The following is a 14980-nucleotide window of genomic DNA, read 5'->3' as shown; positions in this document are numbered from 1 at the left end:
TCGTGCGGTTGCTGATCGCGGTGATGGTGTGCGTCGCGTTTGGTTCGGTGGCGTATGCGCAACGCGATGCCGGTGTCAGCATGAGCGTGAGCTTCGGGTATGGAGACACCATCGTTGCGGAACGCTGGTGCCCGGTGCGTGTGCAGATCACGTCGGAGACGCGCACGATCGCGGGCGTGCTGAGCCTGAGTCACAAGCAGGATGGTTCGCAGGATGTGAATGTTTCGGTGCCTGTGTCGGTGCTGCCGGGGCAAACAGTGACATCGGAAGTGATCCTCAATTTGCCTCACTCGTTGCCGGGCATTTCGGTTGAACTGCGTGACATGACGACCGGGCGAATCATAGTGAGTGATTATCTGCACTTTCAGCGTTCGGACTCTCGCCGAATTCCATTCCAGATGCCAACCATCGCGTCAGATCGTGTGGTGATCCTCGCATTGGGGCTGGATCAGATGGCCGAGATCGCGCGCGATTGGAATCGATTGTGGATGCCGGGTGAGACGGATTATTACACCACAACAACAACCAAGCCGGAATCTCGCACGGTTGAGCAACAATACAAGTTGCATGTACTGCCGCGGGATCAGGCACCGGCCTCGTGGGCTGCGTACGACGGCATCAAGGCCGTGATCGCCAGTGCCTCCTCGATCTCGACACTCTCGGAGCGTTCGCGGCGTGCGCTGCTCGATTGGGTTCATGGCGGGGGCGAACTGGTGCTGGTGATCGATGACGCATCGAACGTGTGGAGATCGTGGCTGCCTGCAGGACCGATCGGGGATGTGATCGATGTGCTTGAGCTGCGCACACACCCGGCGCCGAGCAACTTTTCGGAGATTCGCGAGCACGCGAGCTCGTCGAAGAACTACAACGTCGAGGCGAGCGAGCCAGCCTCACAACTTCGGGCGCGTTCGATCTCGATCCGCCCGTCTGGAGCAGCGATTGGATGGAAGGCGATTTATGCGCTCGATGACGATGCGAATGTCGCACTTGTCGCGAGCGGACCTGCGGGGTTTGGGCGTGCGACGATCATCGGGTTTGATCCGGCTGCTGCGGTCGCGATTCGATCGCGTTCGGGGTCTTCGGCTGCATGGGCGGCTTTGCTGGCACGCTCGCTGAAGCCGCAGGCCGATGGATCGTCCAATGTCTGGGCGTATTACTCGCCTGGTTCGGGAGGAACCCGATTGGAAGTGGACGCGATCGCTTCGACGGTAGATTGCCTCATCTCTGTTCGCGGGATTGGCGGTAGAATTATCGCGGCGTTGATTCTGATTCTCGGTCTGTTGGTTGTCGGAATTGGGCCAGTTGATGCGCTGGTGCTGCGGAAGTTTCGAGCGAGGCACTGGTCGTGGGCGACGGCGTGTGGTTGGATCGCGCTGACATCGCTGCTGGCGATTGCGGTGCCGATCTTTGGACGAGACGGATCGAGCCAAGCAGGGCGTGCGACGATTGCAGATGCGATTCTTGACGAACGCGGCGAGGCGGTGCTGTCGTGGACGACAGGCGTGACTGTGAGTTACGCGAGCGAGAGCGGACCGATCGGTCCGGCGGATGATCGACCTGGCGCGTGGTGGAGAGGGGTCTCGCCACTCGAGTCATGGGGCATGGGCAGCGACGGGACGAAGCTGGCGCTGCGCCCGGTGCAGTTGCAGCAGTTCGCGCAGTCTGGGCCGGGCGGGGCGGTGCTCGGCACCCATGCACGCACACCGACGCAGCGTGTCTGGACTGTGCGTGCGCTGCTCGATGTGGCACCGGCGTCGCCGCGTGTTGCTGCCCGAGCATCGCGGGACGACGGAGCCATTGCTGTTGAAATCCGCTCGCTGGACGCGAGTGCTGAGCTGCTCGAAGTTGTGGTGGTTCACAAGGGCGAGCGTCGCCGGGCGACGGACGCCACGTTCGGTGTGCCGCTGACGTTTGCATCGATGGCGCCTGTGGCAGGCATCGTTGTGAGTGATGCAGAAGAGGCGACTTTCTTGTCGGCACCTTGGACGCATGTCCGGAGGGACACTGGACTCAATGCGGTGGTATCGGCCGATCTCCCTGGCGCGTCGCGACGAACGGACATCGTGATGCAGTACGGCACATCGAGTTCGTACGCTGTGGTGATCGTGACGTATCGCCCAGCTTCGAGTGAGATAGCGCTGATTGGTGCGACTGAGTTTGAGGGACATGCAGTTGCACGACTCGTTGTGCCAGTGCGCGACATGAATTCCGGGAACAACCCATGATCGAACTGAAGAACATCACCAAGACGTACGGTGCGTTGACAGCTGTCGATGACCTTTCACTGAACATCGGGCCTGGCGAGATCTTCGGGTTTATTGGCCCAAACGGCGCTGGGAAGAGCACAACGATGAAGATCCTCGCGTGTCTTCTGCGCCCCGATCGCGGAGTCGCGAAAGTTGATGGCTTCAATGTCATGACTGACGGCGAAGCGATCAGACGGATACTTGGGTATATGCCGGACTTTCTTGGGGTATACGAAGATCTGACGGTCGATGAATATCTGCACTTCTTTGCGTCGGCGTTCCGCATTGAGCGACGCAAGCGGCGTGCGATTGTCGATAGCGTGCTGGCACTGACAGATCTGACGGATAAGAAGAACGCAATGGTCAGCGGGCTTTCGCGAGGCATGCAGCAGCGTCTGGGGATCGCGCGGGTGCTGATTCACGACCCGAAAGTGCTGCTGCTTGATGAACCTGCAAGCGGGCTTGACCCACGTGCGCGTATCGAGATGCGCTCGCTGCTGACCGAGCTTGGGCGAATGGGCAAAGTGCTCATGGTTTCGAGCCATATTCTGACCGAACTGGCCGAGATGTGTTCGTCGGTGGGCATTATTGAGCGAGGAAAGTTGCTCTTTTCAGGCTCGATTCAGGAAGCGTACCGAAGTGTGCAGGCCGGAGAGGTCGTGCGTGTTCGGCTTGAGAATGCGGATGCATCAGCGGCTGTGGCGAGCAGTCTGACACAAGACGAACGAGTGCGCAAGGTTGAACACAAGGACGATGCACTGGATGTCGAACTGATACAAGTCGGCATGGGGCATCACTTCGTGATCGAGCGTGTCATCGCGGCTGGGGGGCGCATCGCAGCATTCGAGCCGCGCGAGATCAAGCTCGAAGATGCCTTCCTGAAGCTGACGAAGGGGGCTGTGCAGTGAAGCGCACGACGCTGAATCCCGTTCGACTGCTCGCGGGGCCGATCTTCACGACAGAGATGCGTATCGGTGGGCGGCACATCAGTACATATGTGCTGCGATTTCTGTTTTCTACGGTGGTAATTGGTTTTTTTGCAGTTGTGCTGCTTGTCACGTGGGCCGAATCGAACCGATCACATGGTGGCACAGTCGCCGATCTGCAGCGGTTTCAGAAGATCGCACCGCAACTTGGCACGACTGTCTTGTGGACGCAGTATGTCGGGCTGCTGCTCTTGACCCCGATTATGTTGGGCTCGGCAATCTGTGGCGAGCGTCGCAGCCGAACACTTGCTGCTTTGCTGACAACGCCGCTGAGCGCGTGGGAAATACTGCTGAGCAAACTGACGGGGCGCATGACGCAAATTTTGATTCTGGCTGCGGTATCGCTGCCGCTGTTGCTGGCGTCGCGCATGCTTGGCGGGCTGAGCATCGAAGGAATTTTCGCGGCGGCGGCGGTTACATTTACGAGCGTCCTGCTTATGGCCTCGCTCACGCTCGCAGCGTCCATCAGCGCTCGCAAGCCAACTTCGGCCTCGGCACAGGGCTTCAGCCTGTTTCTGACGATTTCGTTTGGGCCTTCGATCGTTGCGGCGATCTACAACTTCTGGTTTCTGCCAAACTATCCGATGGCCGGGCTGAGTCCGATTCCGGTGCACTGGATTAATGCTTCATCCCTCCCACTCTCGCTGGGCCTGGTGTCGTTTGAACACTTTGTCGGAAGTCCAACCGGGCTGTCGTCGATGCAGACATGGGGATGGAGCGTCATCCTTGGTCTGTCGATCTCGATGCTCACGCTGCTGGTCGCGGGGGCTCGTATGCGTCGGACGATGCAGCGCGATCCGGAAGGCGACCCGAAGGCCTACGCCAAGCCCAAACGTTCGCGCGTTCGCAAGGGACAGGCGACTGAACAGCCCGCCGCGGTTGTTGCTGATGTCACACGCAAGTCGCGCACGGTCGGAGATCACCCGGTGCTCTGGCGCGAGTTGCGCCAGCCGCTCTTTCGCACGAAAGTGATGTTTGCTACGGCAATTCTCGCAATTGTCGCATTGGTCGCACTGCTTGCCGTCAACGATGGTTTTTCTGAGCCCGCGACGTATTACGCACTCACCATGATCGGGCTTGGGTCGGCGATTTTTCACGCCTGCTATGGCACGACGGGCAGTATTTCGAGCGAGCGTGAGACACGCACACTCGATGTCCTTCTGACCACGCCGATCAAGCCTTCGGCTATTGTACTTGGCAAGTATGTGGGTGCGCTGCGCAAAATGATCGGGATTCCGTTAGCACTCTATGTGCTCTATATCATCGGATCGACGACATACATTCACTGGTCAATTCTCATTCTCATGCCGATCATCGTCGTGCCACCGATATTGCTCTTCACAGCGACCGGCATGCTCTGCGGGGTATACATGCGCAACATTGCGGCCGCGATGACCAATGTGGGTCTGGCGGTCGGTCTGTACATGGTTTTGCCGATATCGATCGTGATGATTGAAAACTTTTCTGGAGGAATGCATCGCGGCAATGCGCAGTTTTTCTTCACTGGAGCGATTGCTCCAAATCCATTCGTCATGATTGCAATTGCGATCGAAGGCACCGGGGAGTTCTATGGCCGGGCCATCAGTTTAAGTAGCCTGGAGTTCTCGTTTCCTTACCGATCAGTGTCATTCGCAGCGTTTCTGACCATTGTCGTGATCGGTGCGCTGGTTCAACTGGTTGCTGCAGCGGGGGCTCTGGCCTGGGCGATGAGGGCGTTGCCCGTTCGCCACGGTCGCGCGAGTTGAGGTGCCGATTCAGGTTGCAGGAAGTGCGGTCACTCGCTGCCAGAGTTGGAGTGCTCGCGTGGCGCTCTCGTAAGGCTGGGGGAGCCCGCGCATATCTGCAACAACAGGATTATGAAAACCAACAGCTGCGAGCGCCATGGCGTAGCCGAGAATGTCGAGACGTCCCGCGCCGAGTTCGCAACGTCCGACAAGATTGGCATCGCCAAGCCTCGCAGCAACGAGTCGAGTTTGCCGCTCGAACACAGCCTTTGCTGGATCGGCGCCGGCCGAGAGCAGGAGAGCGGGATCGACGCCCAGACTCAGTCGATCGTCTGGAGCGGCGGCATGGTCGGCGAATTGCACTCCGACTTGATCTGCGCACTGCGCCAGACTCGCAGTCTCAGCCATACCAACTCCGATGATGACGCTGACCGCTGCACCCGGCTCGGCAGCACGCAGCGCCATCATGTCGCGCAGCAGTTCTGCGGCCCCCACTGCTGCCGCCATGGCACGATCAATCTTTGCTGCATTCTCAAAGTCTTCTCTCGCGATGAAGAGGTCGAGCCCCGAGAGGCGGAGTCCGCTGCGTGAGAGGGAGGCTGCCAGGTCGCGCCTGGCCGAGGCATCCAGCTCGCGTGGTCGAAACCCTGCCTGTGCCGCGTTGATCTGAACCCAGCGATATCCGGCTGCAGCGATTGCTGCGAGCTGCTCGCGAGGCCGACCCGAATCATCGAGGCCTGCCAAAGCCAGACTGAGTGAAGGTGCAGTCATCTTGACCATCGTTGTAGGCTGCTCGCGGACCGAAGCGCGCCGGGGCTTCTACGATTCGACATGACTACCGGCGTTCGCGTTCTTGAAACAGTACATGTTATCGTGCTCGGAGTCTGGTTTGGGGTGCTAGGGATGACGGCGGCAGTTGCAGCCATCATTTTCCCTGCCATGCGCTCGCTGGAACCAGCGTTTGGGCAATTCTCACGGTACGAAGGCGCGCACGCCGATCTTGGTGCTGGGTTTATTCAGGCGCGCGTGTTTGCGGCTGCGGACATGGTGCAGTTCGCCGCGGCGCTTCTCGCGATGCTCAACCTGACCGGGGCGATGGTGCTGCAACGGAACCTCAAGTCGATGTGGACAATGATCCGGTGCGTGCTGCTGGCGTGTGCGGTGGCGATGCTGTCGTATCACCTCTTTATTCTCGCGCCGCGCATGGATTCCAACGCACGAGTTTACTGGGAGGCGGCCGCTGCGGGAGAAAGTGATCGAGCCCACGAATCCCACGAGGCTTTCATGCGCGATCACCCGGCCGCGACGCGGACGATGATGTTCCTGGGCGTGTTCGTCGCGGGCACGCTGTTCGCTTCCACGTGGTCACTGAGCGGCGAGCGTGCTGCAAAACGTCGCGGTGAGGGCAGCCGGCTGTGAGTGTCGATCGACCGATACTCACGCCTGCGAATCCGCCGGGGCTTCGTGATCTGCCGTTTGAACTGCCGAAAGTAACAGCTGCGCAGAAGCGCCGTGCGCACGCCTTGGCAGACGCGCTGGCACTTGCCTATCCCGACGCCCACTGTGAGTTAAACTACACAACACCGCACGAATTGCTGATCGCCACGATCCTCTCGGCGCAGTCAACCGATGCTGGAGTAAACAAAGCCACGCCCGGCCTGTTCACAGCGTTTCCAACGCCGCGCGAGTATGCGCTGGCCACACCCGAACAGATCGAGCCATATATCAAGCGCATCGGGCTGTACCGCAACAAGGCAAGATCGGTGCACGAAGCCATGCTCGCGGTTGTCGAGCGTTTTGGGGGCCAGGTCCCACAGACAATGGATGAACTGCTATCACTGCGTGGCGTGGCACGCAAGACAGCGAACGTCGTGCTGGGCAATGCCTTTGGCATCAACGTCGGATTTGTGGTCGATACGCACATTTTGAGGCTGAGCGTTCGGTTTGGAATGGTCGAAGAGGGCGCGACGCCGCTGGCAACGGAGAAGCAGTTGATGGCTCTGATGCCTCGAGAGAAGTGGTGCACGCTCAGTCATCAATTCATCTGGCATGGCCGACGTGCGTGTATTGCCCGCGTGCGCAGGTGTGCAGCGCATCCTGTCTGCGAGCAGTTCGGCAAGTGTTGCGAAGCAAGGCGGTCGTGACCACGCGCGGGCACGTCGTTTAGTCGGTCTTTCTCTCGATTTTGGCCTTGAGTTCGGGTGGCACCGTGAAGTCGTGCTTTTCTTCGAGGTTCACCTGAACCTTGACGTAGTCGAACTCGGTCGCCTTGGGGTCGTCCTTGAAGCGCTGGATCTGACCCATTGTTGTAAGCACGCCCCCGACATCCTGATAAGCCTTGAGGACGGTCTCGAACTGTTCGGGCTTACCGGTTTCGGGGTGAACGGTCAGGGTGCGGGTGCCGAGATACAGACCTGAATCTCGCGAGAACACGAGCACTTTTTCGCGTCCAGAAACAGCCTTGACGTGCACTCCGATGGCGGTCTCATCGCCGAACTTGAACTGCCCGAGAGTCTGCATATCGAGGTACTTGCTCTCGTAGTTGACTTCACCCCAGAAATCGGAGGAATCACGCAACTCGATGAGCCTCTGCCCCTCGACCAATCGCAGGCCGATGCCGGGCTGGCGTTCCCATCCGATCTCACCATCGAAACCGATTTCGATGGTTTCTCCGGCTGGTTGCTGGATCTTGAGGTGGAACTTGTTGGGCATTTCCTGCCAGATGGTCAGGCGTGCGGGGAATGTGAAGGGGCGGCCGATGTATCGTCCGTCGATGCGGCGCGACGTGATCTCTTTCATCTTTTCGCGACCACCGATGACCTTGATGTACCGCTCGAAGAGATCTACGGGCTTAGGAAGGTTTGCGGCGTCAACCGGGGTCGGATCTGTAGCCGGAGGCTCGGAATCCTGAACGCCCAGTGAGGTTGGCGCGAGCTCAGGCCACTCGTTGACGAAGTTCCCCCCCACTGTGATCGATGCCACTACACAAGCCGCGACGAACAGACCCATGGCTCAACCTCCCGCTGCGACGCCTGGCGCGTCGGACATACCTACATGGTACACGAATACGAAGTTCATCGGGTCCGCAGCCAATGAAACTCTCTGGTCACAGTCGATCAACGTCCGATCATTCGGTGGGGTCGATCCGAGAGACTGGGCCGACGGCCCGAAGATGCCCACAATACGCCCGCCGCGATTCGAACGCGGAACCTTTGGCTTCGGAGGCCAACGCTCTATCCAGTTGAGCTACGGGCGCTCAAGAGTGACTCTACGATCGCTGCTTGGCTATGGCAAACTCACCCTCCCTTTCCGCCCGACTTGACAAAACTCTCGCTCTGGGGCTTGGCCTGACATTTCTGGCCAGTCTTGGTACGGGAGCCGTCACTAATGGTATTTTCTTCTTGACCGAATCGGCACTTGGCTATGGCAAGGCGGGCAATATGCTCGTCGCCCTGCTGATGGGGGTTGCGTACATCGCGGGGGCTGCGGGAGTTGGGCCAATGCTTCGGCGTCGCACAGCCCGATCCAAACTCACGACGCGGGAGGTGGCGAGTTGGCTGCTGGTCGTGATCGGCGCGGCATGCACAATCCCGGCGGTAGCGGGCGGCGGGATCAAAAACCCCCCGCCTGCGTGGAGCCTGTGGGTGCTGGTGCTGGTCTTTGGAGTCCTGACCGGAGCGTTCTGGCCGATTGTCGAGGGGTATATCAGTGGCGGTCGGCGCAATGCGCGCCTCCGAAGTGCTGTAGGTTGGTTCAACATTGTGTGGGCGTCATCGGTGATTGCAGCCATGTGGCTGATCGCGCCGTTTGTCGCAGAACGCCCGATGGCGGTTCTTCTCTGGGTTGGGCTTGCGCATGGTCTGGCAGCCCTGTTGCTTAGGCCCTTGCCGCCTGAGCCTCCCAAGCACCTTGACGACAGCCCGCATGCGGTGCCGCCTCACTTCGCCGATCTTCTGCGCACAACACGAGTGCTTCTCCCAGCCGCGTACATGCTGATCTCAGCAATCGGCCCGGCGATCCCGGCAGTTCTGGGGCACCTTGGTGTGCCGCTGGTGTGGAAAGCACCGGTGTTCTCGGCCTGGCTGGTGGCGCGGTTGGCGGCATTTATCGGACTCGAACGCTGGCACGGTTGGCATGGGCGGTGGTGGCTGCCTCTGGTTGGCGGGGTCGGGATGATCGTGGGGTTTGCGTGTGCAGTGCTTTCGCCTCGATTTGGGTCGCTTGGGTTGGTGACGCTCTTTGCAGGACTGGGGGTGTTCGGCATATGTGTAGTGATGATTTATGTGGCTTCGCTGTACTACGGCATGGAGGTCGGCGGTGCGAGTGTCGATGATGGTGGAAAACACGAAGCGTTTATCGGACTTGGGTATGCGGGTGGTCCGGCATTCGGACTGGTCGCTGCGTCGATTGTTGGGAGGGATTCACCGGATCTGGACTTGGCCATTGTGGCGATAGTTGGCCCAGTTGCGCTGGTGGCGGTCGTTCTAGGACTTGTGGTTGCTCTCCGTTCTCGTCGGGCTGTGCGGGGAGAAACGATCGAATAAGCTGGAAGAGGTCAGTGTTGAGTCTCTTCTGGCGGAGTTTGGTTCGGAAAATGAGCGCACGAATAGGATGATCCGATATGATGCGAAGAGAGGCTTCGTACGGAACCTGATTCAACACCCTCGGTAGAGGGGGTCGATCTTTTCGGGAGTCTGGTCCGTAGAGAGATGGGTCGTGCCTTGAGTGTTCGGCAGGCTGCAACCCGACGGGAGTACAGATGAAGCGAGTGACACATCGGTGGTTGAGTGCGGGAATCGTGTTTTTGTCGACTGGTGTGGGTGGGTTTGCGCAGGCTCAGAGCGAACCGGTTGCCATCGAGGCGTGGTCAAGCCAGGTGTGGCGAGCAGCGGAGAAGGACGGGGAGAGCGAACTGCTGGCCCGCCTTGCCCCGGTGGTGACAGGTGACATTGAGTCGATCGATTGGCTGCGGTCATCGATTGAAGTGTTCAAGTCGAACCTTGCCAAGCGGGAGCAGACCCGAGTCGAACAGATTGCCAAAGTGAGCGCGGAACTCGACGAGCACATGGCGATGGCTGAGAATCCGGTCAAACTGAGTGAAGCGTTGCGTGCGGCCAATGAGTTGCAGTTGCTGATGCCGAATAAGGACGAGTTCTTTGCGCAGCCTCGCATTGAAGAGTTGATCAGGATTTCGGAAATTGCGGGGCAACGTGCGCTCGAACAAAGCGACTGGCTGATTGCCAATGAGTTGTTCGCTCGACTGTCGCTGCTGTACGAAAACGAGGAGCGGTACAAGAACGAGCGCGACACGCTCGAACAACGGCTGACGATGATTCGGATGTATGCGCCTGATCGGTTCTGGCAGTTGCGCAACGACCGTCGGCTGGCGGCGGGCGAGGAGGCGTTTCCGGATTACAACCCGACGGGCGATCAGTGGAATGACAAGATTGCGAACGTTCGGATGCAGACGGTGCTTGCTGCGGTGACGCGGACGTACAGCCATGTTGACGGCGTGGCGATGCGTGAGGTGCTGGTCAAGGGTTTTGACGCGGTGATCGCGTTCGTGACGACGCCGGAGCTGTATGGGGCGTTCACGTCGCTTGCTGATGATGCCAAGCGCGAGGCGTTTCTGACTGGGGTGAAAGCGTCTCGGAACAACATTGCGAACAAGGCCGGGACAGTCACACGTCGCGACGCGTACGAATCGGTCGAGGCGATGATGGTTGCCAACACGAACACGATCGGATTGCCTGCAGCTGCCATCGCGCACGAGTTCGGGAATGGTGCGATGAAGGCTCTGGATCAGTACAGCGGCATCATCTGGCCGGACGAGTTGGCGCGGTTCGAGCGTTCGACGCGTGGCGAGTTCGTCGGGGTGGGTATCTCGATACAGCTCGACGAGCTGCAGAACATCAAGGTTGTGACGCCTCTGGAAGGATCTCCGGCGCAGCGTGCGGGAATCAGAGCGGGCGATCTGATCAAGAAGGTCAACGGGAACTCTACGGTTGGATTCACGCTTGACCAGGCGGTGGACGTGATCACGGGCCCACGCGGGACCAAGGTCTCGCTGACGATCGAACGGCAAGTGCCCGAGGGGGATGCGGTTTCGATTGATGTGCCACTGGTACGCCAGGTGATTGACCTTCCGACGGTCAAGGGATGGAAGAAGACGGGCGCGAGCGATGACGCGTGGGACTGGTTTGTGGATCGCGAGGCCGGTGTGGGGTACTTGCGGCTGACCGGGTTCAGCGAGAAGACGACGACGGAGTTTGACCGCGCGGTGCGCGAGATGAAGCGGCAGGGCCTGCAGGGGCTGATTCTGGACCTGAGGTTCAATCCGGGCGGGCTGCTGGAGCAGGCGGTGAGTATTTCGAGTCGGTTCGTCAATGACGGGCTGATTGTGAGGACTGTTGACGGGACGGACCGGACGCGCGACGAGCAGGTTGCACGGGCCGTGCCCAATGCAGTGAATCTTTCAGAAATACCGGTGATCGTGTTGATCAATGAAGGGTCGGCGTCGGCGAGCGAGATCGTGTCTGGAGCGATTCAGGCGCACGCCCGCGAGGGGAAGATCCGGGCGCTGGTGGTCGGGCAGCGGAGTTTCGGCAAGGGAAGCGTGCAGAACGTGTTCCCGATCCAGGGCGACGACAACACGCTGATGAAGTTGACGACGCAGTATTACAAGTTGCGTGGGAACCAGATGATTCATCGCCGCCCGGGCGCGTCGGAGTATGGGATCAAGCCTGATCTGGCGATCGAGATGTTGCCTCAGCAGAGCATCGACGCGCTGGTGCTTCGGCGTGATGCGGACGTGCTGCCTCTGGACGAGAACGGGAAGATTATCGAGACGGCGGAAATGCCAAACCCGGATCGACTGATCTCGGAGGGGCTGGACCTGCAATTGGAGGCGGCGGTGGTGCTGTTGCAAAGCCAGCAGGCACCGGCGATCGTGGCGAAAATGAGCCGAATCGGGGGTTGATTCCTCTCTTTCCTGGCCGTTGGCGGATACGGAGGAGGTCACCTACACTCCGTGCGAATTCGGAATCCGCGGGGTTATTGTTGCGCAGACTGTGCGTCGGCGTTGGCCCCGGTTTTGACCGATGAAGGAATGACGATCGCATGTCAACCGCCACTGCCAGTTCCAAACCCATGAGTAATCGCCTGACCGACCGCCTGGACCATGCTGTGCTGCTCAAGTGGCTGTACGACATGCAGTTAATTCGGGAGTTTGAGAACCGGACGGCACAGGCGTATCAGCAGGCGAAAATCGGCGGGTTCTGCCACATTTATTCGGGACAGGAAGCGTGCGCAGTCGGAACGATCGCATGTACCGATCTGATGGACCCGATCGTGACGGCGTATCGGGACCACGGCCACGCGCTGGCACGCGGGATGAGCCCTGAGGCTTGCATGGCGGAGATGTTCGGCAAGATCACAGGGTGCGCCAAGGGCAAGGGCGGGTCGATGCACATGTTTGATCGACCGAACAACTTGTTTGGCGGGCACGGGATCGTGGGCGCGCAGACGCCGCTCGGGGCCGGGCTGGCATTTGGTGCGCGGTATGAGTGGGAAGTGCTCGGAACGGGACCCAAGAAGGTGTGCCTGTGCTATCTGGGGGACGGGGCGATCGATCAAGGCGCGTTTCATGAAGCGTTGAATCTTGCGGCTTTGTACTCGCTCCCGGTCATTTATGTGATCGAGAATAACGGATACTCGATGGGTACGGCGATCCACAGGCACTCGGCGAACTCGGGAAACCTGCTGGCGCGCGGACAGGCGTATGGCATCAAGAGTGTGCAGATTGACGGGTTTGATGTGCTCAACGTGTACAACGAGTTCAAGCCTCTTGTGGATGAATGTCGGGATCTTCAGAGGCCGGCATTTGTGGATCTCAAGACGTATCGGTATCAGGGCCACTCGATGTCGGACCCGCAGAAGTACCGGACGAAAGAAGAGGTCGAGGATTGGAAGGGGCGCGACTCGATTGCGAGTCTGGCCGACCATCTGATGAACGCGCGTGAATGCCTGAGCGAAAGCCAGTGGAACGCGATGCAGGACGAGATCCGCGAGCGTGTGAAGGCGTCGCTGGTATTTGCGGAAGAATCGGCGGTGCCGGATGTTGACGCGGAACTGGCGAGCGACGTGTACGCCCTGCCGATGAAGAATCTGAGCCCGAATACTGAGTTTGGGCACGGAGTGCGGAATCCGTTGATGTGAGTCAGGCGGTTCGGTCATGCCCTTTTCTGGTGGCGTGTTCTTGCTGGCGGTTGCCTTTGTAGGATTGCTGTTGCTGCGCGTGGTTTTTCTGATGATGCTGCGTCGCGACGAGGTTTCGAAGCAGCGGAATGCAGGCGAGGGCATTGGCGCCGAGGTCGTTTACTGGACGCGGGAGTCTGACGACACGCGTGCGACGAGTTCGGGCGGCTCGTAGAATCTGGCATGAATCTCAATCCCCTGCTCCGAATTGTGGCCTTTGCGTGTGTGCTCGTGGTGTGTGCGTCAAATGCCTTGGCGCAGGAACGCGTGCTTCGACACGAGATTGTCGTGGATGCCTCGGCTGCGGAGGTGTGGGCAGCGTGGACGACGAAGGCGGGGCTCGAATCGTGGCTGGCGCGGTCGGCACTGATCGACCTCAAGCCGGGCGGGCGATTCGCAACCAACGCACAAGGCGCGATCGGTGAAGCGGGGACGATCGAACTCTCGGTGATCGCGTTCGAGCCCGAGCGGGTGCTGGCGTATACGACGACGGCACCGGCGGACTTTCCGACTGTGGCAGCGGCGACGAACACCTGGGCCGTGCTGCGACTTGAGCCACTGGATGCGACGACGACACGTGTGCATCATGCTGCCCTTGGCTGGGGCGAAGGGGCGGAGTGGGAGGAAGCGTGGTTTTTCTTCAATAGCGCGAATCGGTATGTGCTGGAGATGCTCCGTCGGCGTTTTGCGGGCGAGCATGAGTTGATCGCGACCGGGCCCGGTTTGGGACGGGTGCTGAGCCAGAGTGTGGAGGTGAATGCCACACCTGCGCAGGTGTGGCCGATGCTCACGACGCGCGATGGGATCGCTCGATGGCTGGGAGGAGCCGTGAGGGGTGAGTTGCGGTTTGGGGGGTCGTTTGTGTACGGGGCGGAGTCATCGGGAAGTGACAGGCGGACGGAATTTGTCATGGCGTACGAGCCTGATCAGATGCTTGCGACTCGGCTCGAACTCTCGCCCGAACTCAAACGCATCATCGGGCTGGTGGAGCGCACCTGGACGGTGACGCGCCTTGAGGCTGTTGATGGCGGGCGAAGGACGCGCGTGGTGCGCACCACTTTTGGCTGGGGAGAAGGCGAAGAGTGGGACCGCACATATCGCTTCTTTGAGGGGCAGGGTCGGGAGCAGTTGCGGTCGATGTCGCGCTTGCTTGGAGAGGAGCAGCAGCCTGTGACAGCACCGGCGGCGGTGCGCAGAGACCCGGCGACGACAACTACAGCGAGGCCTGAGGAGCGAGTGGTGGCACCCTCGACAGAACCGACCTTGACGGGTCGGGCGCTCCTTACGCGCATGCGGTCGTTCATCGGAGTCTGGGAGGCCGTGACAACCGGGCCTGAGGGCGAGTCGGTTCGGATTCGCAACGTGGTGGAGCGCGGGCCTGACGGGTTTTCGCTGATTGGTCGTTCGGCGATGGGGACTGGGGGGCTGCGGCTGAAAGACCATCAGGTGTCGATGGTTTTTCTGGAACCGGGAACTGAGGAAGCGCGGTTCATCACGATCGATGAACTCGGGGACGTTGCTCGCGGGACGATTACACTCTCGGGAGAGGTGTTCACATGGGATTGGCGTGTGCGCACGGCTGGGGGTGAAGAGCAGCACTTTGTCGTGCGGCAGGTTCTGTTGTCTGCGGAACGGTACCGGATGATTCTGGTGTCGCCGGCAACGGGCAACGAGGAGCCCTTGCTTGAACTGGAATTTGAGCGTGTGCGCGACTGATAACCTTTGAAGCGTGGGACGTTTTGACGCCCGGATGCGCCCGCTATACTCA

At 59.9% G+C, this 14980-nt stretch carries 12 protein-coding genes and 1 tRNA gene; 10 read left to right on the top strand and 3 right to left on the bottom strand.

Going from position 1 to position 14980, the window contains the following annotated elements; genetic code table 11:
* Window positions 1-2: 2 nt before the first annotated feature.
* From KF757_12615 to KF757_12605, 3 genes are read left to right on the top strand one after another with little or no spacing between them, the layout of a single operon-like run.
* Window positions 3-2225: a hypothetical protein gene (locus tag KF757_12615; GenBank protein ID MBX3323821.1), complete on the top strand. Its 2223-nt coding sequence runs from the start codon at window positions 3-5 to the stop codon at window positions 2223-2225.
* Window positions 2222-3154, top strand: a complete 933-nt coding sequence (locus KF757_12610; protein MBX3323820.1) for an ABC transporter ATP-binding protein — start codon at window positions 2222-2224, stop codon at window positions 3152-3154. The genes KF757_12615 and KF757_12610 overlap by 4 nt, the downstream gene beginning before the upstream one ends.
* A complete protein-coding gene (locus tag KF757_12605) occupies window positions 3151-4977 on the top strand; it encodes an ABC transporter permease subunit (protein ID MBX3323819.1) in 1827 nt (608 codons plus the stop codon). Before KF757_12610 ends, KF757_12605 begins: the two co-directional genes overlap by 4 nt.
* A gap of 9 nt (window positions 4978-4986) precedes the next feature.
* Here the strand turns inward: KF757_12605 and KF757_12600 are convergent, their stop codons facing one another.
* Window positions 4987-5727: a sugar phosphate isomerase/epimerase gene (locus KF757_12600; GenBank protein ID MBX3323818.1), complete on the bottom strand. Its 741-nt coding sequence runs from the start codon at window positions 5725-5727 to the stop codon at window positions 4987-4989.
* 60 nt (window positions 5728-5787) lie between these two features.
* On the opposite strand from KF757_12600, the gene KF757_12595 reads away from it, so the two are divergent.
* Together KF757_12595 and nth are read left to right on the top strand one after the other, a co-directional pair.
* The gene (locus KF757_12595; GenBank protein MBX3323817.1) at window positions 5788-6375 is read left to right on the top strand and encodes a hypothetical protein; all 588 of its coding nucleotides are present in this window, start codon (window positions 5788-5790) and stop codon (window positions 6373-6375) included.
* Window positions 6372-7100, top strand: a complete 729-nt coding sequence (nth, locus tag KF757_12590; protein MBX3323816.1) for an endonuclease III — start codon at window positions 6372-6374, stop codon at window positions 7098-7100. The genes KF757_12595 and nth overlap by 4 nt, the downstream gene beginning before the upstream one ends.
* A gap of 19 nt (window positions 7101-7119) precedes the next feature.
* On the opposite strand, the gene KF757_12585 is transcribed toward nth, so the two are convergent.
* Window positions 7120-7965: a hypothetical protein gene (locus KF757_12585; protein ID MBX3323815.1), complete on the bottom strand. Its 846-nt coding sequence runs from the start codon at window positions 7963-7965 to the stop codon at window positions 7120-7122.
* A gap of 173 nt (window positions 7966-8138) precedes the next feature.
* Window positions 8139-8212: transfer RNA gene (locus tag KF757_12580), tRNA-Arg, on the bottom strand.
* A gap of 25 nt (window positions 8213-8237) precedes the next feature.
* Here KF757_12580 and KF757_12575 point away from each other — a divergent pair.
* From KF757_12575 to KF757_12555, 5 genes are all read left to right on the top strand, one after another.
* Window positions 8238-9500, top strand: coding sequence for a hypothetical protein (locus tag KF757_12575; GenBank protein MBX3323814.1), 1263 nt, complete (start codon window positions 8238-8240; stop codon window positions 9498-9500).
* A gap of 215 nt (window positions 9501-9715) precedes the next feature.
* The gene (locus KF757_12570; GenBank protein ID MBX3323813.1) at window positions 9716-11935 is read left to right on the top strand and encodes a S41 family peptidase; all 2220 of its coding nucleotides are present in this window, start codon (window positions 9716-9718) and stop codon (window positions 11933-11935) included.
* A 140-nt stretch (window positions 11936-12075) separates the two neighbouring features.
* Complete coding sequence (gene pdhA, locus KF757_12565) at window positions 12076-13173, top strand: pyruvate dehydrogenase (acetyl-transferring) E1 component subunit alpha (protein MBX3323812.1); 1098 nt, start codon at window positions 12076-12078, stop codon at window positions 13171-13173.
* 16 nt (window positions 13174-13189) lie between these two features.
* The gene (locus KF757_12560) at window positions 13190-13387 is read left to right on the top strand and encodes a hypothetical protein (GenBank protein ID MBX3323811.1); all 198 of its coding nucleotides are present in this window, start codon (window positions 13190-13192) and stop codon (window positions 13385-13387) included.
* 8 nt (window positions 13388-13395) lie between these two features.
* On the top strand, window positions 13396-14928 hold the full coding sequence (locus KF757_12555) for an SRPBCC domain-containing protein (protein ID MBX3323810.1): 1533 nt from the start codon (window positions 13396-13398) through the stop codon (window positions 14926-14928).
* Window positions 14929-14980 lie beyond the last annotated feature (52 nt).

It is taken from the genome of Phycisphaeraceae bacterium (genome assembly GCA_019636795.1).
GTDB lineage: Bacteria > Planctomycetota > Phycisphaerae > Phycisphaerales > UBA1924 > JAHBWW01.
The sequence above is the reverse complement of the archived record's forward strand: the minus strand, read 5'-3'. Positions and strand labels throughout refer to the sequence as shown.

Excerpts from the sequence above, each read along its gene's own strand:
- KF757_12610 (MBX3323820.1), top strand. The coding sequence starts at position 2,222 with ATGATCGAACTGAAGAACATCACCAAGACGTACGGTGCGTTGACAGCT.
- KF757_12600 (MBX3323818.1), bottom strand. The coding sequence starts at position 5,727 with ATGACTGCACCTTCACTCAGTCTGGCTTTGGCAGGCCTCGATGATTCG.
- KF757_12595 (MBX3323817.1), top strand. The coding sequence starts at position 5,788 with ATGACTACCGGCGTTCGCGTTCTTGAAACAGTACATGTTATCGTGCTC.
- KF757_12585 (MBX3323815.1), bottom strand. The coding sequence starts at position 7,965 with ATGGGTCTGTTCGTCGCGGCTTGTGTAGTGGCATCGATCACAGTGGGG.
- KF757_12570 (MBX3323813.1), top strand. The coding sequence starts at position 9,716 with ATGAAGCGAGTGACACATCGGTGGTTGAGTGCGGGAATCGTGTTTTTG.
- pdhA (MBX3323812.1), top strand. The coding sequence starts at position 12,076 with ATGTCAACCGCCACTGCCAGTTCCAAACCCATGAGTAATCGCCTGACC.
- KF757_12560 (MBX3323811.1), top strand. The coding sequence starts at position 13,190 with ATGCCCTTTTCTGGTGGCGTGTTCTTGCTGGCGGTTGCCTTTGTAGGA.
- KF757_12555 (MBX3323810.1), top strand. The coding sequence starts at position 13,396 with ATGAATCTCAATCCCCTGCTCCGAATTGTGGCCTTTGCGTGTGTGCTC.